The 24,754-nt window shown below is 64.7% G+C and carries 29 protein-coding genes and 1 pseudogene; 13 read left to right on the plus strand and 17 right to left on the minus strand.

Annotation, left to right across the window (positions count from 1 at the left end; translation table 11 throughout):
• Positions 1 to 223 precede the first annotated feature (223 nt).
• Positions 224 to 1,048, plus strand: coding sequence for a UbiA family prenyltransferase (locus tag ACFC4D_RS25500; protein WP_375959715.1), 825 nt, complete (start codon positions 224 to 226; stop codon positions 1,046 to 1,048).
• On the opposite strand, the gene ACFC4D_RS25505 is transcribed toward ACFC4D_RS25500, so the two are convergent.
• Positions 1,049 to 1,735, minus strand: coding sequence for a response regulator (locus ACFC4D_RS25505; RefSeq protein WP_375959717.1), 687 nt, complete (start codon positions 1,733 to 1,735; stop codon positions 1,049 to 1,051). It lies immediately after the preceding gene.
• Positions 1,702 to 2,766, minus strand: a complete 1,065-nt coding sequence (locus ACFC4D_RS25510; RefSeq protein WP_375959719.1) for a sensor histidine kinase — start codon at positions 2,764 to 2,766, stop codon at positions 1,702 to 1,704. Before ACFC4D_RS25510 ends, ACFC4D_RS25505 begins: the two co-directional genes overlap by 34 nt.
• A 490-nt stretch (positions 2,767 to 3,256) precedes the next feature.
• Here ACFC4D_RS25510 and ACFC4D_RS25515 point away from each other — a divergent pair, with 490 nt between their 5' ends.
• The gene (locus tag ACFC4D_RS25515) at positions 3,257 to 4,261 is read left to right on the plus strand and encodes a hemin ABC transporter substrate-binding protein (protein ID WP_376067070.1); all 1,005 of its coding nucleotides are present in this window, start codon (positions 3,257 to 3,259) and stop codon (positions 4,259 to 4,261) included.
• On the opposite strand, the gene ACFC4D_RS25520 is transcribed toward ACFC4D_RS25515, so the two are convergent.
• Entirely contained in the window at positions 4,239 to 5,474 is a 1,236-nt protein-coding gene (locus ACFC4D_RS25520; RefSeq protein WP_376067073.1) for a serine hydrolase domain-containing protein, read from the minus strand. The two genes, ACFC4D_RS25515 and ACFC4D_RS25520, sit on opposite strands and share 23 nt — an antisense overlap.
• A gap of 156 nt (positions 5,475 to 5,630) precedes the next feature.
• Here ACFC4D_RS25520 and ACFC4D_RS25525 point away from each other — a divergent pair, with 156 nt between their 5' ends.
• From ACFC4D_RS25525 to ACFC4D_RS25535, 3 genes are read left to right on the plus strand one after another with little or no spacing between them, the layout of a single operon-like run.
• Positions 5,631 to 6,470, plus strand: a complete 840-nt coding sequence (locus tag ACFC4D_RS25525) for an SDR family NAD(P)-dependent oxidoreductase (RefSeq protein ID WP_376067076.1) — start codon at positions 5,631 to 5,633, stop codon at positions 6,468 to 6,470.
• A gap of 26 nt (positions 6,471 to 6,496) precedes the next feature.
• A complete protein-coding gene (locus ACFC4D_RS25530) occupies positions 6,497 to 7,204 on the plus strand; it encodes a hypothetical protein (protein ID WP_376067079.1) in 708 nt (235 codons plus the stop codon).
• 42 nt (positions 7,205 to 7,246) lie between these two features.
• Positions 7,247 to 8,200 carry a sigma-70 family RNA polymerase sigma factor gene (locus ACFC4D_RS25535; RefSeq protein ID WP_376067081.1) on the plus strand — a complete coding sequence of 318 codons (954 nt, stop codon included), beginning with the start codon at positions 7,247 to 7,249 and terminating at the stop codon, positions 8,198 to 8,200.
• Between the two features lie 159 nt (positions 8,201 to 8,359).
• Here ACFC4D_RS25535 and ACFC4D_RS25540 read toward each other — a convergent pair whose 3' ends face one another.
• The 4 genes and pseudogenes from ACFC4D_RS25540 to ACFC4D_RS25555 form a co-directional block, all read right to left on the minus strand.
• Positions 8,360 to 9,442 (minus strand): esterase/lipase family protein, encoded by a 1,083-nt coding sequence (locus tag ACFC4D_RS25540; RefSeq protein WP_376067084.1) that lies wholly within the window; start codon positions 9,440 to 9,442, stop codon positions 8,360 to 8,362.
• A 58-nt stretch (positions 9,443 to 9,500) separates the two neighbouring features.
• A pseudogene (locus ACFC4D_RS25545) lies at positions 9,501 to 9,836 on the minus strand (hypothetical protein); the annotation flags it as partial.
• A 226-nt stretch (positions 9,837 to 10,062) separates the two neighbouring features.
• Positions 10,063 to 10,482, minus strand: a complete 420-nt coding sequence (locus tag ACFC4D_RS25550) for a hypothetical protein (protein WP_376067086.1) — start codon at positions 10,480 to 10,482, stop codon at positions 10,063 to 10,065.
• 177 nt (positions 10,483 to 10,659) lie between these two features.
• A complete protein-coding gene (locus ACFC4D_RS25555; RefSeq protein WP_376067089.1) occupies positions 10,660 to 11,526 on the minus strand; it encodes a hypothetical protein in 867 nt (288 codons plus the stop codon).
• 139 nt (positions 11,527 to 11,665) lie between these two features.
• Between ACFC4D_RS25555 and cutA the strand changes: the two genes are divergently transcribed.
• On the plus strand, positions 11,666 to 11,986 hold the full coding sequence (gene cutA, locus ACFC4D_RS25560; RefSeq protein WP_376067091.1) for a divalent-cation tolerance protein CutA: 321 nt from the start codon (positions 11,666 to 11,668) through the stop codon (positions 11,984 to 11,986).
• An 18-nt stretch (positions 11,987 to 12,004) separates the two neighbouring features.
• Here the strand turns inward: cutA and ACFC4D_RS25565 are convergent, their stop codons facing one another.
• The 5 genes from ACFC4D_RS25565 to ACFC4D_RS25585 all read right to left on the minus strand — a co-directional run bounded on the left by ACFC4D_RS25565 (position 12,005) and on the right by ACFC4D_RS25585 (position 14,985).
• A complete protein-coding gene (locus ACFC4D_RS25565) occupies positions 12,005 to 12,691 on the minus strand; it encodes a RibD family protein (protein ID WP_376067094.1) in 687 nt (228 codons plus the stop codon).
• 59 nt (positions 12,692 to 12,750) lie between these two features.
• The gene (locus ACFC4D_RS25570; protein ID WP_376067097.1) at positions 12,751 to 13,233 is read right to left on the minus strand and encodes a hypothetical protein; all 483 of its coding nucleotides are present in this window, start codon (positions 13,231 to 13,233) and stop codon (positions 12,751 to 12,753) included.
• A 66-nt stretch (positions 13,234 to 13,299) separates the two neighbouring features.
• Positions 13,300 to 14,139: a helix-turn-helix domain-containing protein gene (locus ACFC4D_RS25575; protein WP_376067099.1), complete on the minus strand. Its 840-nt coding sequence runs from the start codon at positions 14,137 to 14,139 to the stop codon at positions 13,300 to 13,302.
• Complete coding sequence (locus ACFC4D_RS25580) at positions 14,139 to 14,675, minus strand: DUF6879 family protein (protein WP_376067101.1); 537 nt, start codon at positions 14,673 to 14,675, stop codon at positions 14,139 to 14,141. Before ACFC4D_RS25580 ends, ACFC4D_RS25575 begins: the two co-directional genes overlap by 1 nt.
• Positions 14,656 to 14,985: a hypothetical protein gene (locus ACFC4D_RS25585; RefSeq protein ID WP_376067104.1), complete on the minus strand. Its 330-nt coding sequence runs from the start codon at positions 14,983 to 14,985 to the stop codon at positions 14,656 to 14,658. Before ACFC4D_RS25585 ends, ACFC4D_RS25580 begins: the two co-directional genes overlap by 20 nt.
• Before the next feature lie 365 nt (positions 14,986 to 15,350).
• Between ACFC4D_RS25585 and ACFC4D_RS25590 the strand changes: the two genes are divergently transcribed.
• Positions 15,351 to 15,629 (plus strand): hypothetical protein, encoded by a 279-nt coding sequence (locus ACFC4D_RS25590; RefSeq protein ID WP_376067107.1) that lies wholly within the window; start codon positions 15,351 to 15,353, stop codon positions 15,627 to 15,629.
• 155 nt (positions 15,630 to 15,784) lie between these two features.
• Positions 15,785 to 16,039 (plus strand): hypothetical protein, encoded by a 255-nt coding sequence (locus ACFC4D_RS25595; RefSeq protein WP_376067110.1) that lies wholly within the window; start codon positions 15,785 to 15,787, stop codon positions 16,037 to 16,039.
• Here the strand turns inward: ACFC4D_RS25595 and ACFC4D_RS25600 are convergent.
• Positions 16,029 to 16,736, minus strand: coding sequence for a TetR/AcrR family transcriptional regulator (locus ACFC4D_RS25600; protein ID WP_376067112.1), 708 nt, complete (start codon positions 16,734 to 16,736; stop codon positions 16,029 to 16,031). The two genes, ACFC4D_RS25595 and ACFC4D_RS25600, sit on opposite strands and share 11 nt — an antisense overlap.
• Positions 16,737 to 16,950: 214 nt before the next feature.
• Between ACFC4D_RS25600 and merB the strand changes: the two genes are divergently transcribed.
• Complete coding sequence (gene merB, locus ACFC4D_RS25605; protein WP_376067115.1) at positions 16,951 to 17,793, plus strand: organomercurial lyase; 843 nt, start codon at positions 16,951 to 16,953, stop codon at positions 17,791 to 17,793.
• Between the two features lie 68 nt (positions 17,794 to 17,861).
• Positions 17,862 to 18,530: a maleylpyruvate isomerase family mycothiol-dependent enzyme gene (locus ACFC4D_RS25610; protein ID WP_376067118.1), complete on the plus strand. Its 669-nt coding sequence runs from the start codon at positions 17,862 to 17,864 to the stop codon at positions 18,528 to 18,530.
• Positions 18,531 to 19,144: 614 nt separating this feature from the next.
• Here the strand turns inward: ACFC4D_RS25610 and ACFC4D_RS25615 are convergent.
• On the minus strand, positions 19,145 to 19,720 hold the full coding sequence (locus tag ACFC4D_RS25615) for a TetR-like C-terminal domain-containing protein (protein ID WP_376067121.1): 576 nt from the start codon (positions 19,718 to 19,720) through the stop codon (positions 19,145 to 19,147).
• Positions 19,721 to 19,925: 205 nt separating this feature from the next.
• Between ACFC4D_RS25615 and ACFC4D_RS25620 the strand changes: the two genes are divergently transcribed.
• Complete coding sequence (locus tag ACFC4D_RS25620) at positions 19,926 to 20,756, plus strand: RNA polymerase sigma factor SigF (protein ID WP_375959755.1); 831 nt, start codon at positions 19,926 to 19,928, stop codon at positions 20,754 to 20,756.
• Between the two features lie 15 nt (positions 20,757 to 20,771).
• Here the strand turns inward: ACFC4D_RS25620 and ACFC4D_RS25625 are convergent, their stop codons facing one another.
• Positions 20,772 to 20,924: a hypothetical protein gene (locus ACFC4D_RS25625; protein WP_364648595.1), complete on the minus strand. Its 153-nt coding sequence runs from the start codon at positions 20,922 to 20,924 to the stop codon at positions 20,772 to 20,774.
• A 137-nt stretch (positions 20,925 to 21,061) separates the two neighbouring features.
• On the minus strand, positions 21,062 to 21,823 hold the full coding sequence (locus tag ACFC4D_RS25630; RefSeq protein ID WP_376067124.1) for a PAS and ANTAR domain-containing protein: 762 nt from the start codon (positions 21,821 to 21,823) through the stop codon (positions 21,062 to 21,064).
• Between the two features lie 150 nt (positions 21,824 to 21,973).
• Here ACFC4D_RS25630 and ACFC4D_RS25635 point away from each other — a divergent pair, with 150 nt between their 5' ends.
• Positions 21,974 to 22,315, plus strand: a complete 342-nt coding sequence (locus ACFC4D_RS25635) for a MerR family transcriptional regulator (protein ID WP_375959759.1) — start codon at positions 21,974 to 21,976, stop codon at positions 22,313 to 22,315.
• Between the two features lie 51 nt (positions 22,316 to 22,366).
• Here ACFC4D_RS25635 and ACFC4D_RS25640 read toward each other — a convergent pair whose 3' ends face one another.
• Positions 22,367 to 23,824 (minus strand): SDR family oxidoreductase, encoded by a 1,458-nt coding sequence (locus ACFC4D_RS25640; protein WP_376067127.1) that lies wholly within the window; start codon positions 23,822 to 23,824, stop codon positions 22,367 to 22,369.
• 40 nt (positions 23,825 to 23,864) lie between these two features.
• On the opposite strand from ACFC4D_RS25640, the gene ACFC4D_RS25645 reads away from it, so the two are divergent.
• Positions 23,865 to 24,734: a MerR family transcriptional regulator gene (locus ACFC4D_RS25645; protein ID WP_376067130.1), complete on the plus strand. Its 870-nt coding sequence runs from the start codon at positions 23,865 to 23,867 to the stop codon at positions 24,732 to 24,734.
• Positions 24,735 to 24,754: the final 20 nt, after the last annotated feature.

Genomic DNA, 24,754 nt, shown 5'->3' on the forward strand with positions numbered 1-24,754 from the left:
CGGACGTGTATCTAAAGTGGTACGCGGCCGTATTTAAAAATGAAACGAGTTATAGAAAACGGCTGGTGGGTGGACCATTTCGCATGCGATCTGTAAGACTGCGAGCATGGCGATCAACAGTCGAACGTCGGAATATTCCATGAGAACCGCAACCCTCCCGATTGTTAAACCAGTACGAATTCTATTTCTCTGTTTCATCGAAGCGCGACCGGCTGTTCAATTGATGTTCGCACTACGTTTCATCGCGGCATCGAGTTTGACCGCATCGCAGTTTTCCGGAATTCCGCATGCTGCCTGGACCGACTACCTGTGCGCGCTGCTCGCCTGGTTCCTGGCGACCGTCCACGTCTATTTGCTCAACGGCATCGCCGACAGCGTGAACGACCGGATCAACGGGGTGGGGCGGCCGGTGGGCCGCGGTGAGCTGGATCCGCGCGATGCCACCACCGCCGCCTGGGTCATCGCGGCGGCCGCGCTCGGATTCGCGGTATTCGTCGGCCTCACCATGACCGTGCTGGTGATCGCGTTCCTGGCATTGGGTTACGCGTATTCGATGCCCCCGTTCCGGCTCAGCCGCACCTGGGCCGGGTCGAGTCTGATCGTCACCCTCGGCGGGCTCTGCACCTATCTGGCCGGTGCCGTCGCCACCGGGGCACCGCGCACCGCCGATCTGATCGTCTTCGCCGTGGCGATGTCGCTGTGGATGGGGCTGGTCGGAGCCGTGGTCAAGGACTTCTCCGATGTCGCGGGTGACCGGGCCGCGCATCGGCGGGTACTAACCCTGCTGGTCGGTGAAATGCGTTTGCGCACCTGGATTTCCGTGGCCGCGGCCGCGGTCGCCGGTGGACTCGCGATCGGCGCGTACCACCTGCCCGTACTCGAATATCCCTGTGCTGCGGTTATTTTCGGTGCCGCGCTGGTCATCGGGTACACCCTCACCACTCGCTATCGCGATCCGCGACCGGTGAGCAGGCGGCCCTACCGAGCGTTCATGATCACTCAGATGGCCGCCAATTTCGGTGCGGTGCTGAGCGTGCTGCCGGTGTGATCACTCCGGCGAATACGGACCGATGAGCTTGGCCGCGGTCGCGCGTTTGACAGTGTCCAGACGCGAGACCGCGCCGAGCTTGCGAAAGATATTGCGCAGGTGCCGCTTCACCGTGCCCTCGGTAATGCCGAGGGCATTGGCGATCTGCCGATTGCTCATCGCGCTCGCCACCAGCTCCACGATCTCGACCTCGCGCGCGGTGAGCGCCTGATCGGGCGATTCCGACCGGCTGTCGGCCCGCGCCCGGCGATCCTCCTGCCAGGACACGTAGACGATGACCTCGCCGTCACCGTCGGCGGTGCGGATCGCCGACAGCAGCGTCTCGAGCCGGGCGCTCTTGTGCAGATAGCCGGCGATGCCGTGCTCGACCAGTTCCCGGATCAGGCTCATGTCCTGATGCATGCTCACGATCAGCACCCGCGATGCGGGACTGGCCTGCTGCAACTTTCGCAATGTCTGCACGACGTCGTCGCCCGGGATCTCGACATCGAGGATCACCACATCCGGTTGCAGCAACTCGGCCCGCTCCACACCGGCGCGGCCGTCGGCCGCCTCACCGATCACGGTGATATCGCTTGCCTGGTCCAGGATTTCGCAGAGGGCGCCGCGCAGCATATTGTGATCGTCGATCACCAGCACCGATATCATCGCGGTCAGCGCGCCTCGTCGATCGTCAGCGGAATCCATAACGCGATGCGGGTACCGGTTCCGGGGCAGGAGCCGAAGGTCACCGAACCCGAAAGCGCTTCGGCGCGTTCACGCATCGAGGTGAGTCCGTTCGCGCGGCGCGGCCGAGTGGGATCGAAGCCGATTCCGTTGTCCACCACGCGCGCCCAGACCTCGTGCGGTGCCAGATCGACCTCGACGGACACCTTGGTCGCCTGCGCGTGCGCGAAGGCGTTGCGCAGTGCCTCGCGCAGTACCAGGAAGACCTCGTCCAGCGCTTCGGCGGACACCCAGGACTGCGAACCGTTGACCCGAATGTCCACGACCGGGACCGTCCGGCACAGCGATTGCACGAAGGCCGTCAGCGCATCCCGGAGAGACGTGCCGCCCTCGACGGTGCGCAATCCCGATGTGATCGCGGCCAATTCGGAGATCGCGTCCGAGAGCACATCGGCGGCGGACTCAATACCTTTGCGGCCCTTGGGTTCTCCCGCCGCGATGATCTCGAGCTGATGCATGGCCAGGCTGAGCGTGTTGCCGAGGCGATCATGGATCTCGCGGGCGAGCATGCGCCGGTCGGCATCGTTGACTATGCGGATCTGATCGAGCAGGAAGGCGTCGTACCCCTTCGCGCCCGCTTCCAGCCGAGTGAACAGACTGCGGCTCAGCTGTGTGGCCAGATCCGCGATCCGATGCCGTGCCTCGACCCGCCCGGATTTCACCACATCCGTCGCCTCGGCCAGCACCAGTTCGAACAGGATCATGGCCGCGCGCACCGAGGAGTCCGGCCGAATCCCCCGGCCGCCACGGCGTTCGGCCATATCCACGATCGCCTGGAGTGGAACCTGCACACCGGTCGGCTGCCCGTCCTCATCCAGGGTCTCGGCGCATTCGCCGATGATCCGGCACGCCTGTATGACGCATTCGTCCCAGACCTCGGGGTCCGCGACCAGCGCGCTGCCGATGAGTTCGAGTTCGCGGCGATACCTGTCGAGTACGTCCTGCTGTCGCGCCTTCAGCAGCTCCGCCACCGTGCCCGGATCCCGGCTCATGCGCCGAACTCCCGGATGCGCGAACATTCGGCAATCCCGTGGCAATGATGACCGTGCACAATCGCTCGGCGCCAGCGCAATATCCATGCCACGGTTGCCATTTCAGATTTTCCCCTTTGCGTCCCACCCACGGTGCGCCGGGATATCAACTGACCGATACCCTCGGGTTAACGGCACTCTACCCAACAATCGCAAGGTCATCGACCGGACCAATACCGGGCGTACCGGACAGCACCCGCCGGAAAACTACTGGTCAATCGACCTATTAGCTCGCGCTTCGGAAGACGTTCACCTGCGACGCGTCGCGTTCATCTCCGGAGTGGCGCGGCCGCCCGCAATACCCCCACCTGGTGACTTCCGGGCGCAGCCGCGGTGCGCGCGTGAACACCGGGTGAAATCCGCAAAACCATTGCAGGAAGCCGATTTCCACACCCGCAACCGCTAAAATTGAGTAGCGAGCGGTGCGCTGCGACCGCATATCATGACAATCATGTTCAGCGGCGGCAAACTCGGAATCCTAGCCATCGGGCTTTCCCTCGCGCTCGCCCTCGGTGCGTGCTCATCACAGTCGCCCGCCAAAGTCTCAGCTGGCGGCGAAGTTACAGCAACCCTGACCGATCCCGATCCGACGCCGATCGCGTCCGAGCCGCATCCGGTGCTACCGGTCACGCTCCGCGGTTTCGACGGCGCATCCGTCACGGTCTCCGATATCGATCGCATCATCGCCGTCGACCGCTTCGGCACCCTGGCCCAAACCGTCTACGCGCTCGGCCTCGGCTCGCATCTGGTCGGCCGCAGCACCGCCGCGAAGCTTCCGGCGATCATCAACCGCCCCGATGTCACCCCCAATGGCGAATCCATGAGCGTGGAAGCGGTCCTGGCCCTGCACCCCACGGTGCTGCTCACCGATGCCACCACCGGCACCGCCGCGGTCTTCGAACAGCTGCGCGCGGCCGGGGTCACCCTCGTATTCTTCGATCCCGCAAGAACACTCGCCGGAACCGGCCCGCAGATCCAAGCGGTCGCGGACGCCCTCGGCGTCCACGATGCGGGCACCGCCCTCGCCGCCCGCACCACCTCGGAGATCCAAGCCGCCACCGCGGCGATCACCCCGCCCAACCCCCAGCCCCGCATCGCGTTCATCTACCTGCGCGGCACCGCCCTCACCATGCTCGCGGGCCCCGGCTCCGGAGCCGACGCCCTCATCACGGGCCTGCGCGCCCAAGACGCAGGCACCGCGGCCGGTCTCACCGAACCCTTCGTCACCATCACCAGCGAAGCCCTCATCACCGCCCGCCCCGACATCCTGCTGGTCATGACCGACGGCCTGGCCTCCATCGGCGGCCCCTCCGCCCTCTACAAACTCCCCGGCGTAGCCCAAACCCCCGCCGGCCGCGATCACCGCATAATCGACATGTCCGACGACGTCCTACTCTGCTTCGGCCCCAATACCGGCCGAGTCCTGGCCGCCCTCAGCCACGCGGTCTATCGCTGACCTCCCCGCACGCCCGGCGCAGCGGCTCGGACCAGGGTAGCCAGCGCGGATCGGGTCCGCCCGTATCGTCGCCGACCATATTGGTGCACGTATAGGCCACGGCGACACCGGATTCGGGATGCGCGAAGCCGATGCGGCCGCCGGTGCCGACCTGCCCGAACGCGCCTTCGCCGAGCAGTTGGACCGGACGGGTGAGTTCATAGCCGTGGGCGAAATAGTTGCTACGCGGCATGATTCGCAGCGGTCCCGGGTGATTCAGCCCTTCGGTTTGCGGTTGCCGTGCCCGCCGCACCGCTTCGGCGCTGAGCAGTCGAATACCGTCGACCTCGCCGATGGTCGCGGCGAACATGCGCGCGACCGAACGCGCGTTCCCGATGCCATTGCCCGAGGGCACCTCCGCCGCATGCCCTTCGCGGCTGTTGAGCAGTTTCATGCCTTCGTCGCGGGTGGCGACCGTCGCGAGGGTGGCGCGAATCAGCCGCTCGCTCACATCGACTCCCATGCGGGTCAGCAGCGCCTCGACCTCGGCGACGCCGGGTTCTCGCCGCCGGGTGAATTGCGGAACCACACGATGTTCCTGGTTCTCCGGCAAGCCGATCCACAAGCTCAATCCCAGCGGTTCGGCGATCTCGGCGGCCAGGAACTCACCAACGCTCTTACCGGTGACCCGCCGAATCAGCTCACCGGCCAGGTAACCCCAGGTCAGGGAGTGATAGTAGAACGCGGTGCCCGGCTCCCACAGCGGGGTCATCGACGCCAGCGCGGACACGCATGCCGCCCAATCGGTCAATTCCCGCGCCCCGATGGCGGATTCGGCATCGAAACTGGACAGGCCACCACGATGCGACAGCAGATCGGCCACCGTGATCTCGGCCTTACCGCCCGCCGCGAACTCGGGCCAGTACTCCCGAACCGGCGCATCGAGATCGAGCAGGCCGCGACCGACCAGAATGTGCACGCATGTCGCGGTCATCCCCTTCGATACCGACATGAGCACCGTCAGCGACTCCGCGTCCCAGCTCTTGCCCGATTCCGGGTCCTGCCCCGTCCACAGATCCACCACGACCCGCCCGCGCCGATAGACGCAGAGCTGCGCACCGCCCTCGTCATCGTCGTGCGCCCGCGCGAAACCGTCCCGCACCGCCTCGAACCCGCGCTCGGCAAATCCCTCCACCAGCAACCCCCATACCTCCCGGACGAGATCGACGGGCACACCTGAGCGGCGAAACCCCCTTCGCTCCCAGAACAATATTCGAGCGGTCACAGGTGCACACGGTCTCCTTTCGTCATGGCCGCGGATCTCGTGGTGTCGTCCGGTCGACCGCACGTGACGAGCCACCGATGACTTTCGCGGTGCTGTCGCCTCTGTATGAGTAGGCGGACTTACGCCGGGCTGAACAACCGGAAAGAGAAGAAGATGTTGCTCGAAGGCAAGAACGTGGTGGTCTACGGTGCGGGCGGGGCCGTGGGCGGTGCGGTGGCTCGCGGATTCGCGCGCGAGGGGGCCAGGGTTTTTCTGACCGGACGAGATTCCGGCGCTCTCGATGCCGTCGCCAAGGAGATTTCGACGGCGGGCGGGGCTGCCGAGACCGCCGTGGTCGACGCGGTCGATGAGCGGGCCGTCGCCGGGCATCTCGAGACAGTGATCGCCGCGACCGGTGGAATCGATGTGTCGTTCAATGCGATCGGGATCTCGCCGCGGGGATTGCAGGGCATTCCGCTGGCGGAGCTGCCGGTAGAGAATTTCCTGCTTCCGATCACGACGTACACGCGGGCGCACTTCGTAACCGCGAAATCCGCTGCACGGCATATGATTCCCCGCGGCTCGGGCGTGATCATGATGCATACGCCCGAGCCCGCACGCGCGAGTATGCCGCTGGTCGGTGGGATGAGCGTGGGCTGGGCGGCGATGGAGGCGCTCAATCGCGCGCTGTCCGCGGAATGGGGGCGGTACGGCGTGCGCTCGGTATGCCTGCGCACGACCGGCATGGTCGAGACGCCGGTGATCGATGTGGTGTATGGGCTGCATGCCGATGCGCTGGGCATCACCAGGGACCAATTCACGGCTGCCGCAATCGATTTGACCCATCGCAAGCGGCCAACCACGCTGGCCGAGCTCACCGCGGTCGCGGTGTTTCTCGCCTCCGATCACGCGTCGGCGATGACCGGCACCGTCGCCAATCTGACCGGCGGACTCATCGTCGACTGAGCACAATCCGACACAGGAGCAGAGCAATGAATGATCTACTCGCGAACGCCATTGCCGCACATGGTGGTTCGCAGCGGTGGAGTCGCATCCGGGCGATTCACGTCGATGCCGCGATCACCGGGGCGTTCTGGCAGATCAAGGGGCAAGGTGACGCGCTGAAGGACGTTCACGTCGAGGTTGACACCACGCGAGAGCGACTGACCATGGACTTCGCCGGTCAGGATCGACGGTCGGTGTTTGCGCCCGACCGGGTCGTGCTCGAGCGTGCCGATGGGACGATCATCGGCGCACGTGAGGACCCGGAACGTTCATTCGACGGCCACCAGTTCCAAACGCCCTGGGACGAGCTGCATCTCGCGTACTTCACCGGTGAGGCACTGTGGACGTATCTGAACACGCCGTTCCTGTTCATGTGGCCGGGGTTCGTATGCGACGAGATCGCGCCCATCGAATCCGGCGGTGAAACCTGGCGGCGGCTGCGCGTCAGGTTCCCCGACCACATCAAGACCCACACCCGTGAACAAACCTTCTGCTTCGGCCCGGACGGGCTGCTGCGCCGTCACGACTTCACCATCGACATCGTCGACCCGGCCACCGAATCACATCTGTACGCCACCGACTATCGCGACGTCGACGGCATCATCATTCCCGCGACCCGGCGGGCCTACACCACGATGGGCGGCGACCAGATCGTGCTGGTCGCCATCGACATGGCCGATATCACCGTTCGATGAGATGACCCCTACACGCGACAGGATCACCGGATCATGCATTCCATGACCGAAACCAACACCGGCAACGAGGATTTCGGACAGCTCAGCGCACCGTACCGACGGGAGCTGCTCGCCTACTGCTATCGCATGCTCGGCTCGGTCGAGGATGCCGAGGAGGTGGTGCAGGAGGTCTATCTCGACGCCTGGCGCGCGTACGACCGATTCGAGGCTCGCTCGTCGTTGCGCACCTGGCTCTACCGCATCGCGACCCGCGCGTGTTTCAAAGCGCTGGAAAGGATCCGGCGCAGACCGCTGCCCGCCGACCTCGGCGACCCCGAACCGAACCCGGGCATCGGGCCGATCCCGCGAAACCCGGAAGTTCCGTGGTTGCAGCCGATACCCGACTATTTGTTCACCAGCGCGCCGGACGATCCGGAAACCGTTGTGGTGCAGCGACAATCACTGCGGCTGGCGTTGATGGGGGCATTGCAACAGCTCCCACCGCGACAGCGCGCCGTGCTCATCCTGCGCGATGTACTGCAGTGGCGCACAACCGAAGTCGCCGAACTGCTCCAGATGTCAACCGCCGCCGTCAACAGCGCACTGCAGCGCGCACGATCCCAGATCCCGCTCAGCCAGGACGGTCTCACCGAACCGGACGAGCCACACCAGCGAGATCTGCTGAACCGCTACGCCATCGCCTTCGAAACCGCCGATGTCGATCAACTCGTCACCGTCCTGACCGAAGACGCGCGGTGGGAAATGCCGCCCATCGCACTATGGTTCGAAGGTCGCGATACCGTGTGCGCCTTCCTGGCGCGGCAGATGCGGATCATCGGCCCCGCCGACGTGGTCGCCACCTCCGCCAATGGTCAGCCCGCTTTCGCGGTGTACCGGCGCGGTGTGGACGGCACCCACCGACCGCACGCCGTGCACGTCCTGACATTCGGCGCCGAGGGCATCAGCAGGGTCGTGGCATTCCACGGCGCCCGATTGTTCCCGCTGTTCGGACTCTGACCGGGCAGCGCCATGTCCGAATCCGAGAACTCCGCCGACTCCGCACTGCGCGCACAACTGGGACTGTTTTGTGCGCTCATGCTCGGCTCAGCCGACGCGGCCGACCGCGTACTTCAGCAGATCTACAGTCAGGCAAGCGATTCCCCCGACGAGAGCTCCTCATCGATGCGCGTTCGACTGTTCCGCATCGCGGCCGAGCTCTGCGGTATTCGTCCGCTGATCTGCGCCGATACTCCCCCACACTCGTCGGCTACGCGAGCACATCGTCAATCGCGCCCATGACATGCCGTATCCAAAGTATGTCCGCACTAAGCCCAGGGCGTAGAGGGGCACCAAGGTGCACGGCGGTGTGAGGGCATGCGCGGGGTCGAGCGCGTTCGCGACCATCGCGACCGCGGCTGGCGAGTACGGCTGCGCGAAATGCTGCGAAAGATCAATGGGGCAAGCGTCATTGATGTATCGGGTGACCGCGTTGGACGCACCAACCGGTGCGCGCATTCCGCCGAGCAGGCCGATCTCATCGGCGAGATCGGTGATCTGGGTGTACTCGATCGCCGGCTGCAGCGGTTGGATCTTTTCCCATGCCCACGGGTCGGCAAAGTTCAGGTACAACGGTGGAATACGTCCGTTGTTCAGGATCGCTTGGAACAGCGACTCGGGAATGATGTTGCGCGCCAACGCCGTAACGTCGACCGGAAGTCCGGTCGACGCATACGGCGACGACATCAGCACCATTTTCCCGACCTTGTCCGCACCGCCGAGGACATTGAGGTAATAGCGGTCGACGAGTCCGCCCTGGGAATGCCCGACCAGATCGACCCGCGCCGCACCGGTCGCGGCCAGCACCCGATCCACCACATCGCGAACCTCGACCGCCGAATCCGGAATCGGATCCATACCGTTGAGCCCCGGCGGAATGCGGTAGACCGTGCGCCCGTAATCCACTGTGAAGACACAGAATCCGAGATTGCTCAGGTAGGGAGCCAGCGAGGTCCAATTCACCGCCGCAGACAGAAATGTCGAGCCGGTCAGGACCACCGGCGCGGGATGGTCGGCGGACGGGCGGCACGAGTAATCGTTCGCGCCCGGAACAGGACCGTCCCATCCGCTGACCGCGACCCGGATCATCTCGCTATTGCCATAGGGCACAGGCAGTGACTGCGCGTGCGCGACCGTGCCGGAACCGGCCAGGACGGCGATTGCCGCGCACGCTGCGGTCGCAAATCGCCCGAATCCTGACATAAGGCATCTCCTGGTCGTCGACAACGCGGTTGGGCGGTCGGAAGTCTTCCGGCCACGTTCAGTGTTGGCAGAGCCATTCGGTGCCGTAGTGTCCGGCATTGCCGCCCTCGAGGTGAACCCAGCGGCCATCACCTTCACAGGGCGCGCCCGCGACCTTGTCGCCATTCTGCGCCGGGGTGGTCGTCTCGACCGGCGGTGGCGTCGTAATATCCGGTCCCGCACCGTGATTGGGGTTGGTGCAGATGGTGCCCTCGCACGGGACCCAGGTGCCGTCGCCGTTCGGATTGGGGATGGCGTTGGGGCCGACGTAACTGCCGAGCGGGCAGCCCGGATCTTGATTCTTCGCGCAGTATTCGGCGCTGAGGTTGTTGCCGGTGGAGCCGTCCGCTCCGCGCTTCTCGGTTGTAGTCGGAGCGGGCTGCACCGAGGTGGAGGTGATCGACGTCGTCGTCGCGACCGCTCGAGTGGTCGACGCGGCGGTGGTGCTCGGCGAGGTCGTGGAGCTGCTGGAACATGCTGCGGCACCGGCGATCAGAGCCAGTCCCGCCAGGGCTATGAATAGACGCTTCACTGGTCAGAGCCTTTCTCGAGTCACACGAGGATGGTCGCGACGCTGATTGCTACTGCCCGCGAGCGACGCAGCGGAACCAGCCATGGAAGCTGATTTCGCAGAAGGCGCCGGCATGAGACAGCTTCGGACCGAACGGACCCTGGTCATTGGCGACCGCGAAGAAGTCGGGATTGCCACCGGGCTGAGTGAAGGGCTGGCTGAAGTCGTAGCTGGGGTGAAGACCGCCCGCGTCCTGGATGGACTGCGGCGCGGGAATCGACACCGGAATCCCACCGCCCAGCGGAATCGACAACACCTGAACCGGTCCCCAGCCATCGCACCCGATCACGCCGTCGGGGGTGATCGCGCAGTTCTTCCCGCCGTAGTTGAAGTACACCGAGCCCTCGGGTGCGGCGTTGGCCGCGGGCATCGCGGCAATCGGGACCGCGATACCCGCGAGAGCGGCGGCCACCAGTGCTACACGTTTCATGACGAAGCTCCTTCACTGCCGGTTCCTGGAATGTGATCATTGATCACAAAGCAATCATCGAACACGTTAGGCAAATAGTTAGCAACAATGTGGCTAGCGTCACACATCAGAGTTCATGCCGCACAAGGCCGCACGACAGGGCGTGTCGGGGTGTGCTGTCCGGCCGGGGTGTCCGACCTATGGCGCAGGGTGCACAACTATCGTTCGATCGGCGGGGATTCCTTCCTGGAACCGCATTCGCGCCTGCGCCAGGATCGGATCATCGCGGGACCACAGTTGCGCTTCGATGTATCGCCCAGCGTGAACTGCGTCGAGATAGTCCCGGTGTACTCCGGCGAAATCCATTGCGGTGTCCGCATCCACGCCGTGGATGATGTGCGGCACAAGGCCCGGCGGTGTATTGCCCGCGCGGATTCCCGCCACCAACTGGTAGTGGAAGAAGCTGTCCTCGACGGTAAATGTCAGATGCTCGACGGGGATCGAGTCGGCGGGGATCCGTATGACGACGGATCCTTCCGGAGGCGGAAATGTGCCGTCGTCGCTCACCAGCTTGAAGTAGAGCGGGCTGTCGGCTGTCGGACTCCCCTTCTGCACAGCGTGTGAGCGCAGCCAGGCTTCGGCTTGCCTGCGGGTATCCACATAGTCGACACCCTCGATCCGCTTGCCCATGCTGTGCGCGACCGCTGCCGCGTCACGATGGGGCAGGTCCATGATCGAGGTGAAGGGATCGATCGAGTCGGCGGGTACCTTTCTTTCCAGCCACAATCCGCGAAGCGGATGCGAGCGAACCCCGGAACCCGCACCAGCCTCTACCTGGCCGGATTGGCGTTCGAATCGTTTCGGCGCCGGCCCGCGCACGAACCTGTCCAATTTGTTTGCGGGCAAGTGATCTTCGCGCAGAACCCGCCCGACGGAGTTCCGTATCTCGTGCGGGAAGTCATGGTGAGTCTTGCTGATCCGCGGAGCGACTTTGTACACGAGCGCATCGGCGATGCTGTCGGCAGCCTGCACCATTTTCGCGGTGATCGCGCCTGATCCGCCCATCGGGGATTCCTATCGCGACCGAGCGCTCACCGAACACGAAACCTGCTTACTGCCACAGGATCTTACGCACGACACAACCACCGACCCCCCACCACTGATCAGTCCGTCGAATAGGGTCGGGAACATGACAGAGGCAAGGGTGTGGTCAGTCACCTCGACGACGCCAACCGCGGAGGATGCGCAGACAATCGCCCGCACCGCGGTAGCTGAGCGACTCGCGGCCGGCGCCGAAGTGACCGGCCCCTCGATATCGGTGTTCTGGCACAACGACGAACTCGGCGAAGCCCAGGAATGGCGCGTCACCCTCAAGACATCAACCGCCGCCCGCGACAAACTCGCCAACCGCATTCAGGCACTTCACCCCTGGGCAGGCGAAGCCGAAATCGTCGCCACCCCCGTCGACTGGGCGATCGAGCACTATGCCGCCTGGGTCGAGAAGGTCACGGCCGCAGTGGAATAGGTGCACCCCTGGCGACCTCTACTGACCATGCACGGTCACGCTGGTGTTCTTGGGGCGGTACCGCAGAACCACCACATCGTCGAGCGTAGTGGCGTCAACGAACTCGAGTCGCCGACGCGTTCCTCCGGGAAACTGCGCCGGATTGACGAAGCGAGGTGCATCACTCTGGCCAATCAGCAAGGGCGCCACCGCATAACGCAACTCATCGGCGAGCCCAGCCTCCAGAAAAGCCGTATGGATGTGTGTGCCACCTTCCACAATCAACTGCCCGACCCCGCGCCGACCGAGGTCATCAAGGAGCGTTCCCCAGAAGTCGGCATCCGGAATGGCGACAACATCCGCCACCGAGGCGAGCTTCACTTTGATCTTTTCCGCACCCTCAACCGTGGTGTACACCAAAGGTTTTCCGGCCTCGATGTGCTGGTGAAACATCCGAGCATCGGGGTCGATGTCACCCGATTCGGTCACGGTGACCTTCAACAGGTTCGCCGGTTTCCCTGCGGCAACGCGCGACTCTCGCCGTTCCTGGCTGCGTAACCACAGCCGCGGGTTGTCTCTGCGCACCGTCTCGGCGCCGATCAGGATGGCGTCGGATTCGGCACGCAGCTGGCCGACACCGTCGAAGTCCCGCTCGTTGGACAGATACAGCCGTTCGGGAATGGTGTCATCGATATAGCCGTCGAGACTGACGGCGACGGAGAGCACTACATACGGCCGGGGCAATTCTTCGTCCTCCCACTCGCACAATTACGACGGCCTCTCAGTCACCCTCGGGCCGCGCCGAGCGGCCAAATAATCTCAACTGGAACACCTTTGACGCGGGCCAGCTCGACAACGGTGCCGGTGCCGCCCTTCTCACTCGGCTGGCCATCCCAGATCGCAATCAGCTTGTCGCAAGTACCGACAACCACCTCGTTCGCGGCTTCATACGCTTCTCGCCCCGCGTCCTGGAAGTCCATCATGTGCACAATTGCCGCCCGAGCAACCAACTCGTCGAATAACTTCGCGTGATCCGGCGTGACCTTCCTATCTCGATAGCTGCGCGACGGCAGCACGACTTCCAGGCGTCCACCGGCATCGAGTACGGCCTGCGCGAACACGCTATCGGCACCACGTGCGAGACAACTGACCCCAAGGAGCGCTTCGGGATTGCCTGCCGCAGAGAGGATTCGGTCAATCTCCTGACGGATCAGCGGCACCGAGTCCCGCGTGATGTTCATATGGCCCGTGACACCGATGCGCGTCATACCACCTGTATACCGTGCCAACGAGCCGGATCCGTCGTGGCGACATCGGTGAGGAGTGCTGACTGGTCAGGTACGGCTTCGCATCCGGATGGCTCTTGCGATCAACACTCGAGCCGCATCGCCACCTGCGGCCTGACCGGCCAGAATATCGAAAGCCCTGCCGTAGAGCTGAATCTCTCGGGGCTGGGTGATGGTGAGCTGAGCCGAGTGACCCTCCACATTCACCAACCTATCGTCGAACATCACAAAGCTCTCGACGACCACGACCGCTTCGGCGGTCAGCGGAATGATACCGAGGGTTATCTGCGGCATTCCGAGAATCGATAGAAGCCGGTCGAGCTGACCCAGCATCACACGGTCGTCTCCCACAGTCGTATAGAGCGATTTCTCGCTGACCACGAAGTGGAATCTATACCCGCGCTTGTACAGGATTTGTTGGCGCTCCATGCGTTTGCCTACGCCTACCTCCAGATCGTTTGGCAGGTGGTAGAACTCGATAACTCGTCGGAGCTTGGCCTCGGCGTACTCCGCGGTCTGCAGCAGACCCGGCACGATCTGCGGTTCATAGTTTCTGATCTGTCGTGACGCCGCCTCGATCTTCTGGGTCAGTTGCTGACCCCGTTTGACGCCGGTACCGAGAAGCCGTTTCCACTCCATATAGGCCACGTCGATGTGGTGCAGCGTGGCAAGCAGATCGGGCAGCTGGCCATTCACGCCACACTGCACGCAATACGTTCGCAAGTCCTGCGGGGAGGGCGTCGACTTGCCGTGCTCAATCCGGGAGACCTTGGACTCATGCCAGCCCGCCCGGGCGGCAAGCTCTCGGGCTGTGACTCCAGCATCGCGCCGGATCTCACGAAGACGTTGCCCGAGAGCTTCTCGGGCTTCTTGAGCGGTAGTCGTCACTACACTTTGTTTACAGGATCGCCACTGGCGTACTCACCGAACCGTATTGCGAGCGGAAACAGGTGCTCCTTCACCTCCTTGCAGTACTCGGCGATCGACCGATCGGTTGTGATACCCATACCCGAAGCTCTGCCGTTTCCGTCGACCAGGTTGAAAGCAACCACCTCATCATCGAACAGCCACCAGTCATCCGCCGGGATCGATCCGGGATCGATCCGGTGACGCGGTAGGTAGCGGATGTCCTCCCCCGCCGCCACATTGCTATCGGTTACGGTCAACAACCACCTCTGATAGTCGCTGTGCGGCTCCGTAACTACCCGAACTCGGCTCACTGCGACACCGCGACCGGTGGTCTCGCTGATCAGGTCCAGCCAATCATCCTTGTCATACGCCGGAGGTTGCTCGCCGGCCAAGAATCGGCGAAGCGCCTCGGATTCACTCGCGACACCGTATTCATCCCGTACTTCCATGTGGTACGCGGACTTCCGAGCCGCACGCATCAACTCGGGGAAGCGATCACTGTGCCAGATTTCCACCGTAGAACGTCCTCTCTGCCTTCGGCACCTCGATGGCCGTCTCATTGCGGTCGAGAGTCATCTGGCTGAGTGCCTCACCGTCCGTGACCGGTCTCCCGCTGACAGTAAAGGTTCCGCGGCCCGTGTCGGTCAGCGGTGAGTCGAGGAAGGTGTTCCATCGCGCGAAACCCAGTAACACGTGGGGGATCTCGACGGTACCGGCCTCATCTGTCTCCCAGCCCTGAACGATGAAGCTGCCTTGATCGGAGGCATAGAGAGTGGGGCAGTTGTTCTTGTCAGAGCCTGCTTTGCCAAGGAATTGCAAGCGCATTGTCTTGTCTCCTAACGACTTTGCGTGAGCTTGCGCCAACCAATCAATGATTACGCGAGCGGATAGGGCTTGTCAGCTGCTACAACCTTTTCCCGCAAGTTTGCGCAAGTTCATAGACGTTCGATCGGGGTGGTTCCTACCGTCAACTCAGGCGCTTGGGGCTGGTGGTCAACTTCCCGGCCCCGGGCCGCCACCCACGGCGAATACGACGGCGAGGACGGTGAAGAGAACATGTCTCTGCCAGAACATCGACATGGTCGGCAATGAGGACACGGTCCGCTATTGGCTATCTGCGCGTTGATGTTTCGGGTAGTCGGCGGGAGTACGACGAGGACGCCATGTGGCGCATCGCGAGGCTGCTGAGAATGGATCTGACGTTGGTCGTTTACGACTATGACGATGATCGAGACCCCGGCCGGTTGCTGAGCCTGCTGCGGGTCGAGGGCGCTGACGCGGTCCTCGCACCGGGGACTGAACACCTCTCCGACAACGACATTGAGGTGTTGTTCCCTCTTGCGGAAGTCTTCTGCATCGAGGAAATGCGGTTGTACACCATTCACTGTGCAGACAGCACCGAGCATGAAGGCACGCTCCGCATCACTGATATCGCCGAACGGATAGCAGAGGTGGAGTCATGGGCGTGAGGTCTTTGCCTTTGCGAACAGCAGTCGGATTTCTGCGGCGAGGAGTGTCCGGGGCGCGACGGCGGGCAGATGAGGATGAGATCCATAATGTCGCAGAGAGACTCGGGTACGTCGTGGCGGCGATCGTTTATGACGTGGCGCGGCGGAGCGAGCCGGTGATGCAGTTGAAAACGGTCGCGTGGAGTCAGGATGCTGAGGCCGTAATCACGCCCAGCGCACGGCATTTGAGCTATGACGAAGCAGTCGGCGAGATCGTCGCTACCTCCGATGTGGTCTACCTCGATACCGCCCAGCGTTTCCGGCGGGATAAGACGGGTGTGACCATGACCGATCTCTGGAATCCCGAACCCAGTGACGGCATGAACAACGCGTGCGCCGAACGCATTGCCTCGGACGGTGTCACTGACTGAAACCCATGCCCTGCATGACCGTTCGGAGGTGGGCGTCGAAGAGGGCGTCGGGGTCGGCGATCAGGGAGGTGAGGCTGCCGAAGACTTCGGCGGCTATGAAGCCGAGGATGGAGGCCCAGCCGTTGAGGATGATGCCGGGGATGGGGGTGTCGGGGAGTGAGTCTGTGGCGAGGAGGGATTTCAGGAGGGGGCCTGCGGTTAGTGGTGGGACCTGGGTTGCGGAGGGGTCGGCTGCGCCGGAGGCGATGGCGGCGAGGTAGCCGGAGGAGACGAGGGTGAGTAGTCGGCCTGCGGCGGGGCCGGTGTCTTCGGGGCGGGCTTCGAAGCCGGGGATGGGGGTGCCGTTGATGAGGGCGAAGTCGGCGGGGTGGTTCAGGGACCAGTGGCGGGTGGCCAGGCAGAGGGTTCGCCATTGTGCGGTGGGGTCGGGGTCGGCGTTGGCTTGGGCTTCGGTGATCGCATCGTTCAGCGCGTCGTAGGCGTCGACGCAGAGGGCGGTGACCAGGGCGGTTTGGTTGTCGAAGTAGCGGAACAGGGCCGCGGGGGACATGCGCATCGAGCGGGCGATGCCGCGCAGGGAGAGGCCGCCGGTGCCTTCGGTCGCGAGCTGCTGTCGCGCGTGTGACTTGATCTCGGCCACCGTCGCGGCTCGGCGCTCGGCTCGGCGGGTGACCGTCCCGGGGGCGGGGTCCGGCATCGAGGGGTATCCCTTCGTCGCGGAGGCGGCGTGCTCGCTGGAGAACGCCAACCTGTTCACATTGTGAGCACTGTACGCGAATCGACTGCTGCATTCGGCCCGTCGACCAGGGTGTGGCGGCTCGATCGTTGACACCGATCCCAGAAAAGTGAACACTGATCGCATAGTGATCACCGAGTGCATTTCAATGCGGGATCAGACCTAGGAGGGCTTCGTGGCCACACTCACTGCTCGCGCTCACCTCATCCGCGAGCGCATCATGGGTCAGGTTCGGGACTCGGGAACCGTGCCGACCGTCGCGGAATTGCGGACGGAATTTGGGCTGCCGGACGACGAAATGCGCAGTGCGCTGCGCGATCTCGAGGGCGCGATCTGCGTGGCCGTGCAGGATGACGAGCATGCGGGCAGTTCGGTCTTTCAGGACGAGCCGCTGGCCGACCCGCAACCACCGCTCGGCGAGATCGTCTACGCGCGACCGTTCGCCGCGTTCGCGAACCACTACCGCGTCACCGTCGACGGCGTGCAGCGCTGGTTCGCCGAATGCGCGGTCGAAGCATGTGCGATCTCCGGTCAGTTCCCGGGAGCCGAGGTGGTGGTCGACTCGGTGTGCAGGCAGACAGGCATGCCCATTCGGCTGGTCGGGCGGGATGGCATTCTGGTCGACTTCGAGCCGCGAACCCTGCGCGTGCACCTGGGTTATCCAGTGCGGGAGATGCCGCACCGAGTAGTCGGATGGTGCGACTACAACAGCTTTTTCGCCTCGGAGGACGCCGCGAGGCAGTGGCAGGACCAACACCCTGAGATCCACGGCATCACCCGCGCACCCGAAGACATGGCGGCGCTCATCACCGAAAGCCTCGGCAAAGGACGCCTCGGCCACGACTATCAGCCGCGATTCTCGATGGTGAACATGCTGCGCAACGGCCCCCGCTTCGGCCTCACCCGCGAATCTCGTTCGGGGATACCGCTTCCCGACCCGTTCTGGCTGCCGACCCCGAAGATGCTGGTCGAATGGCGGCGACACGGGCTGGGGAACTTCATCCGGGTCGGGCTGTAAGACCTCGGCGGTACGTATATTCGCGCGCACCAGGTATCCGCGCGAACCATTGTGAAAGGGCTTCGCCAATGACGAACTCGCTTCGAACGTCACCGTTCGCGCTGTTCGGTGGTTTCGACCTGCGCCCGCTCATTCGCGCCGAACGCGCGGATCTGGCCGCGCTGCTGCGCACCTTGTCACCGCAGGAGTGGGAGACGCCATCGCTGTGCACCGGATGGCGAGTGCGCGATGTCGTGGCTCATCTGCTGCACGACTCCATGCCGGTCGCGATCTATCTCGGCGATGCCGCGAAAGCCCGCCTATCCCTGCACCGGCTCAACGACATTCAGGTGCGGCGAGCGGCGACCTGGTCGACCGATGAACTGATCGACCGCGTCGAATCCTCGATCGACGCCGGACTGGGCGCGACCGTGCTCCCCCGACTTTCCTTGGTGGACCTGGTGATTCACCATCAGGACATCCGCCGCCCACTGGGTCGCGAGCGGGTGATCCCCCCGGAGCGCCTGCGCGCCGTACTCGACAATCCCGACCCGTTCGCAGGCGCGACACGACGCATGCGGGGTCTGCGCCTGATCGCCGATGACATGGACTGGGAGTACGGGCAAGGTCCCGAAGTGCGCGGACCCGGAGAGGCGATTGCGATGAGCTTGGCCGGTCGCGCCGCCGGTCTCGGCGAACTCGAAGGCGATGGGGTGCGGGTACTTACAGCCCGGATTTCACGCTCTACGGCGAGCTGATTCGCCCGCAGACCCCAGCCCGGCGACGGGGACGACGGCGGCGTCGGCCTGAATGGGATACGTGTCACTGGCATCGGGCATGAGGTGCTGGACGATCACATGACCATTGGTCTCATAGCGCGTGGGGACCGGCCGCCCCAGAGCGTCATAAGCCCAGGGCGGATTCGTGTGGGACACAACGTTGTCGACCGCGTCGAGGATGTCTATCGAGCGGTCCGGGTTCGTGCGAATCCGGCCGCCCGGCGGAAGATCCTGCGGAAAGTGGTATTCACGTGGACAATTCGGGCAGTGCATGAGGATGAAGGAGTGTTCGTCCCCGGGGCCTGCCGATATCGATGCCGTCTCCGGCGATAGCACACGTAGAGCACTCATGACGATGTCCCGCCCTGTTACCTCGTCCTCAGAACCGATACGGTGCGGTTCCATATCTAGGATGGGTACGAGGTGGTCGGTTGGCAACCGGATGGGTCCGCGATAACGCTCACGCGAGGGCAACTGCCGCCGAGCCGTTTCGGACATCGCCCCGGTCGGCGGCAGCCCCTGAAGGCCGCAGATTCACATCGTGAGACAGATCACAATCGGCGAAATCTCCGCGACCGCAGCACGGTCGGCACCTACCGCGAAGCGGACGGCAAAGTCAGCAGCGGGATGGTGATGTCGTCGATCAGATGCAGGACGAAATCCTCGTCGAGTGGTCGGCCGAGGACAGCCACACGATGAAACATCATGGCCGGGAAAATATCCCGCACATACTCCCAGCCGTCGGCGCGGGCGATCTCCCCGCGCCGATGGGCATTGGCGAGGATGGCAGCGAAGGCATCGTGACGAGGCTGATCTATGACCTGGGCGATCGCCGCGCGGATGGCGGCGTCCTTTGCCACCGCGGTGGCCATGCCCGCCATGACCTCATCACGTAAAGTGTTGCGCTCCAGGAAAACTCGCGCCAGGGCAAGCAGGTCGCCACGTAGCGTCCCGGTGTCGGGGGCCTCGGCCTTCCACTCCAGCGTTCGCACGGCGTCGACCACCAGTTCGGCTTTGCCCTTCCACCGCCGGTACGCCGCCGCCTTCCCCGCTCCGGCCCGCGCCGCGACCGCTTCCATACTCAGCCGGTCGAATCCCACCTCAGCCAGCAACTCCTGAGCAGCCCGCAATAGCGCGCTGTCGAGACGATCGTCTCGCGGCCTGCCCATGCTCCGACGACTCTGCGGCATCCCCGTCCTGACCGTTGCGCTCACCGGTTTACGAGACGGTCCAGTCTCGCATCTGTCCATGCGACAGAGGGGCCGACACGGCCGACTCGCCGGATATCCGGGATCGAATCTCGCGCATCCTGTTTGAGGTTCGACCACCGGGGTAGCACTCGGCCAGTCGGCCAACTTTGAAAGAGGAATCGCCATGTCCGAGGCAATACTTCCCACCGAAGCATCCCGGCAGTCCCATGGAGCCGGGGACAGCTATGACGATATCGAGCCCCTGTTCCAGGAGCTGGCCGAGTTCCCGGCCGACGATCCGCGCCGCGCGCACAAGCGCGACCAGATCATCGAAGCTTGCCTGCCGCTGGCGGTGCATATCGCCCGCCGGTTCACCGGGCGCGGCGAGGCGTTCGACGACCTGAACCAAATCGCCCGTTTGGGATTGGTGCAGGCCGTGGATCGCTTCGATGTCTCGCGCGGCACCACCTTCCTGTCGTTCGCGGTGCCCACGATCATGGGTGAGGTGCGCCGGTACTTCCGGGACCACACCTGGGCGGTGCGGGTGCCGCGCCGGGCCAAAGAACTTCAGCAGCAGCTGGGCCCGGTCACCGAGGCGTTGTCGCAGCGGCTCGGCCGCATGCCCACGGCCCGGGAAATCGCCGCCGAGCTCGATGTCGACCTGGTGGAGGTCACCCAGGCGATGATCGCGCGCAATGCCTACCAGACCAGTTCGCTCGACACCCCCCGCGGGGATGAGGAGTCCGGCCCGGCGCCGATCGCGGAAACCCTCGGGAGCGAGGAGCCGAGCTATCGACTGCTCGAGGATGCGATGGCGGTGCGGCCGCTGCTCGCGGCGCTGCCCGAGCGCGAGCGCCAGATTCTGGTGTGGCGGTTCTTCGAGAATCGCACTCAGGCACAGATCGCCGCGCGGTTGAACATCTCGCAGATGCAGGTCTCGCGCATCCTCACCAAGACGTTGGCCGAGTTGCGCGAACAAGCCCTCGGTCCGGCCGAGTACGCCCGAAGCGCCTGAGCCGGGTTCGCTCGGTCAGCTGCCACTCCAGCCGCCGGTGTACGCGCCGCCCAAGAGGCGACGCCGCCGGCGGCGTTTGGCGTCCTGATCGGATTGCTGCTGCTCGGTCGAGGACTTCTGCTCGGTCGCCGGTTCGGGATCGCGCTTTGTCTTGCGGAAGATTCCCATGTCGGACTCCTGTTCGGTAGGCGCGGGCTCACTTTCCCACTAGGAAAGTAACGATCCACTTTCCCACCGGGAAAGTCAAGAGCCCGGCCCCGCGAGAACCTCGCCGGGCCGGGCAACTGAGAGCGTCCGCTACCGCGCTAATGCGCCGGGATGCGGTCGTGCAGGGTGAGCAGCGCGTGGTCGAAGACCGCCACGGTCGAAGGAACCTCGGGCGGCACGCCCGCCAATTCCTTGATGAGCTGTTCGGCCAGTACACGCAGCTTCACGTTCGTCTCCTGCGACCGCCAGGTCAGCACCCGGAACGCCTGATCGGCGTTGATCCGATACATCCGCATCAGCACGCCCTTGGCCTGCTCGATCGTCGCGCGCGCCTCCAGCATCTCCGGCAGGCGCTCATCGAGGGTGAGACGCGCTGCGGCGGCGAGCGTTTCGCTGAGATCGATATAGAAGCCGGTGGTGCCGACCGGGGTGTCCTCATCGTCGAAGATGCGATCGGCCACCACCATCACGGTGTGCTCGTGCCCGTCCCGGTCCATGAACCGGTGCCGGCTGGAGAACGGCGCGCCCTGCTCGATCGATCGCGCGATCGCGGCGGCGACGTGTTCGCGATCTTCCGGATGTTTGTGCGCCAGAAGCAATTCCGTGGTCGGCTCGATCTCGCCGGGCCGGTAGCCGTGCATGCGGTACAGCTCCGGCGACCACTCCCAGCGCTCCGTTTCGAACCAGAACCGGAAGCTTCCGGTGACCGGGCCCGCGTGCGAGGGCGCCGCTTGGTCGGACATATGCGCACCGGCATGCGTGGTCTTGGAATCGGTGCCGGCAGGCCCCGCCGCGGGAGCGCGGTGCCGGAGAAATACCTCATGCGCGCCCGTGGTGCCCGGGTTCCGCTCGCGCGTCATCGGTGGTCCTCCTCGCTCGGTGGTGTCAGTGTTTATGGTTCGCGTATCGAATAATATCTGTGGCAGCAGGTATAGATTTTGTAGCTCCGCTACGATGAAAACGCAAGGCCCGCGTCGAGAGTTTCTCGCGTACAGCAAGGAGGATTCGCATTGCCCAACCCCGAGACGACCCCGCAGGAGCCACATCTGCCCGAGGGAAGCCGCGGCGTGTACAGCATCTCGGTCGCGGCCGAGCTCGCGGGCATCAGCGTGCAGACCCTGCGGCTGTACGAACAGCACGGCCTACTCACCCCGGCTCGCAGCCCGGGCGGCACCCGCCGATACAGCGGTGACGACCTCGCCGTGCTGCAACGCATCACCGCACTGGCGGAGCAGGGCGTGAACCTGTCCGCGATCGCGCGCATCCTCGAACTGGAAGACACCAATACCGATCTGCGGGCACATAACGACCGCCTCGAGGAAGACAACCAGCGCCTTCGTGACGGCAACTGAACGACGGTCGACCGGGTCGGCACCCGGTCCGGCGCAACCTATTTCGGCTGTTTACGCGGGCTTTTCGGCAGCACCGGTGATGTTTCGAACCATGCCGCCGAAGATGACGGTGTGAAACGGCGCAATGGCGTGCCAGTAGAGATGCCCAGCCAATCCGTGCGGTTCGAACAGCGCGCGCTGGCGGTAGTGTGAGCCGCCGCCCACCCGTGGGGTCACGGTCAATTCCAGCCACGCGCGGCCGGGCACGCGCATTTCCGCGCGTAGCAACAGGCGATGGCCGCGCTCGAGGCTTTCCACGCGCCACCAATCCAGGGCGTCGCCCTCGCGCAGCAGATTCGGATGCCGCCGACCGCGCCGCAGACCCGCACCGCCCACCAGGCGATCGATCCAGCCGCGTAATGCCCAGGCCAGGGGGAACGAGTACCAGCCGTTGACACCGCCGATCGATTCCAGCACCGACCACAGTGTCGCCGGATCGGCGGTGGAGTCCTGTTCTCGCACATCGGAATACGCCGAACCGCCGGACCATTCCGGATCGGTCGGCAGCGGGTTCGACGGTGCGTCCGAGGGGCTGGCATCGGACCAGCGGGTCGGGACGTCCAGGGTTCGAATCCGTTCCAGCGCCAGGCTCACCGCGCGCGGATACGGCGTGAGACCGCCCGGCGGATCGGGAATCCATTGCGCGATACGACGATCGGCGCAGACGACATCGTTGACCAGCGATTCCATCAGCGGTACGGCGATCGACCGGGGCACCGGGGTCACCAGATTCACCCATTGCGCCGACAGCCACGGTGTCAGCACCGGGACCGGCATGATCAGCCGGTGCGGCAATTCGGCGACCTCGCTGTAACCGCGCATCATGCCCAGGTAGGTGAGCACGTCCGGACCGCCGATATCGAAGGCGTCGTTGACCGTTCGCGGCAGTTCGGCGGCGGCGGTCAGGTAGTAGATGACATCACGCACCGCGATGGGCTGAATGCGATTGCGCACCCAGCGCGGCGTCACCATCACCGGCAACCGCTCGGTGAGATAGCGCAGCATCTCGAAACTCGCCGATCCCGAACCGATGATGACCGCCGCTCGCAGCACCACCGCCGGGGTGGCGCAATCCAGGAAGATCTGACCAACCTCGGCACGCGAGGCCAGATGCCGGGACAGGTCTTGCCCGGCGGGGGTGATCCCGCCCAGGTAGACGATCCGGGCCAGTTCGGCGCGGTCGGCCTCGGCGGCGACGATCCGCGCCGCGTCGCGGTCGATATCGGCGAAATCGTGCCGGGTCAGCGAGTGCACCAGGTAGTAGAGAACCTCCTGGTCCGCCACGGCGGCTCGGACGTCGTCGGCGCGGGTGACATCACCCTGGACCACCTCGACCCGGTCCCGCCAGGGCGCGTCATCGAGTTTGCCCGGGTCCCGGGCGAACAGTCGCACCTCATGACCGGCTGCCAGCAACTCCGGCACCAGTCTGCCGCCGATGTAGCCGGTGGCTCCGAACACCACGCATCGCATGTGATCACTCCTCTCGGTGGCGAACAGGCACAATCAAGACATGCACCGCCCGATGTCCGCGCCCGAACAGACCGAGCTCTCTGTGCGCGCGGTCGCGGAAAAGCTGGACATTCCCACCGCGACGCTGCGCAGCTGGAATCGACGCTACGGAATCGGGCCGCGCCAGGATCGGCCCGGTCGGCACCGTCTGTACTCCGAGCGCGATATCGCCGTGCTCACGCGAATGGTGGAGCTCATCCGGGCGGGATCGACTCCCGCCGCGGCTGCCGAGGCCGTACGCGGGCCGGTGCTGTCGTTCGGTGATGAGGCGACGCTGCTGGCGGCGGCGTTCGCGCTGGATTCGAGTACCGCGTGCGCGCTGCTGGAGAATCATCTGCGCGAGTACGGGGTCGTCGATACCTGGGATCGCCTGTGCCGTCCGGTGTTCGCGGGCATCGTGGGCCGTCAGCTCGACGGTGAGGGCTGTGTGGATGTGGAGCATCTGCTGTCCTGGTGTGTGGTGACGGCCCTGCATCGCGCGGTGGCGCCCGTGGCGATCGATGAGTCCGCGCCGATCGTGCTGGCCTGCACCAGCGGCGAAACCCATTCGCTGCCCCTGGAAGTGCTGCGGGCCGCGCTGGCCGAACGAGGTATGGGCGCGCGCATGCTCGGGCCCGATGTGCCCTCGATCGCCCTGTCCGACACCCTGAATCGACTGCCCGCACCGGCCACGGTGCTGCTGTGGTCGCAGCAGGAGGCGACCGCGCTCACCTCCGCGGTGCGTATCTGCGCCGACGCCGGTGCGCGCGTACAGGTCGGCGGCCCGGGCTGGGATGGCCTGCTCCTGCCCGAGTCGGCGCTCCGGGTCACCACCCTGGTCGAGGCGCTCGCGCAACTGGGTGCACGAGCAGACCAACCTGCCCGCGCATAGCCCGGCCATCATCGAGGGCA

It is taken from the genome of Nocardia sp. NPDC056000, from assembly GCF_042269265.1.
Classification (GTDB): domain Bacteria; phylum Actinomycetota; class Actinomycetes; order Mycobacteriales; family Mycobacteriaceae; genus Nocardia.

Bases quoted from the DNA above. Each gene is read 5' to 3' on its own strand.
- ACFC4D_RS25625 (WP_364648595.1), bottom strand. From the start codon at position 20,924: ATGGGAATCTTCCGCAAGACAAAGCGCGATCCCGAACCGGCGACCGAG.
- ACFC4D_RS25585 (WP_376067104.1), bottom strand. From the start codon at position 14,985: ATGCGCTTGCAATTCCTTGGCAAAGCAGGCTCTGACAAGAACAACTGC.
- ACFC4D_RS25640 (WP_376067127.1), bottom strand. From the start codon at position 23,824: ATGCGATGCGTGGTGTTCGGAGCCACCGGCTACATCGGCGGCAGACTG.
- ACFC4D_RS25505 (WP_375959717.1), bottom strand. From the start codon at position 1,735: ATGGATTCCGCTGACGATCGACGAGGCGCGCTGACCGCGATGATATCG.
- ACFC4D_RS25570 (WP_376067097.1), bottom strand. From the start codon at position 13,233: ATGACGCGCATCGGTGTCACGGGCCATATGAACATCACGCGGGACTCG.
- ACFC4D_RS25645 (WP_376067130.1), top strand. From the start codon at position 23,865: ATGCACCGCCCGATGTCCGCGCCCGAACAGACCGAGCTCTCTGTGCGC.
- ACFC4D_RS25515 (WP_376067070.1), top strand. From the start codon at position 3,257: ATGTTCAGCGGCGGCAAACTCGGAATCCTAGCCATCGGGCTTTCCCTC.
- ACFC4D_RS25590 (WP_376067107.1), top strand. From the start codon at position 15,351: ATGGATCTGACGTTGGTCGTTTACGACTATGACGATGATCGAGACCCC.
- ACFC4D_RS25610 (WP_376067118.1), top strand. From the start codon at position 17,862: ATGACGAACTCGCTTCGAACGTCACCGTTCGCGCTGTTCGGTGGTTTC.
- ACFC4D_RS25600 (WP_376067112.1), bottom strand. From the start codon at position 16,736: ATGCCGGACCCCGCCCCCGGGACGGTCACCCGCCGAGCCGAGCGCCGA.
- ACFC4D_RS25525 (WP_376067076.1), top strand. From the start codon at position 5,631: ATGAGTAGGCGGACTTACGCCGGGCTGAACAACCGGAAAGAGAAGAAG.
- ACFC4D_RS25500 (WP_375959715.1), top strand. From the start codon at position 224: ATGTTCGCACTACGTTTCATCGCGGCATCGAGTTTGACCGCATCGCAG.
- ACFC4D_RS25615 (WP_376067121.1), bottom strand. From the start codon at position 19,720: ATGGGCAGGCCGCGAGACGATCGTCTCGACAGCGCGCTATTGCGGGCT.
- ACFC4D_RS25620 (WP_375959755.1), top strand. From the start codon at position 19,926: ATGTCCGAGGCAATACTTCCCACCGAAGCATCCCGGCAGTCCCATGGA.
- ACFC4D_RS25630 (WP_376067124.1), bottom strand. From the start codon at position 21,823: ATGACGCGCGAGCGGAACCCGGGCACCACGGGCGCGCATGAGGTATTT.
- ACFC4D_RS25510 (WP_375959719.1), bottom strand. From the start codon at position 2,766: ATGAGCCGGGATCCGGGCACGGTGGCGGAGCTGCTGAAGGCGCGACAG.
- ACFC4D_RS25540 (WP_376067084.1), bottom strand. From the start codon at position 9,442: ATGTCAGGATTCGGGCGATTTGCGACCGCAGCGTGCGCGGCAATCGCC.
- ACFC4D_RS25530 (WP_376067079.1), top strand. From the start codon at position 6,497: ATGAATGATCTACTCGCGAACGCCATTGCCGCACATGGTGGTTCGCAG.
- ACFC4D_RS25550 (WP_376067086.1), bottom strand. From the start codon at position 10,482: ATGAAACGTGTAGCACTGGTGGCCGCCGCTCTCGCGGGTATCGCGGTC.
- ACFC4D_RS25555 (WP_376067089.1), bottom strand. From the start codon at position 11,526: ATGGGCGGATCAGGCGCGATCACCGCGAAAATGGTGCAGGCTGCCGAC.
- ACFC4D_RS25535 (WP_376067081.1), top strand. From the start codon at position 7,247: ATGACCGAAACCAACACCGGCAACGAGGATTTCGGACAGCTCAGCGCA.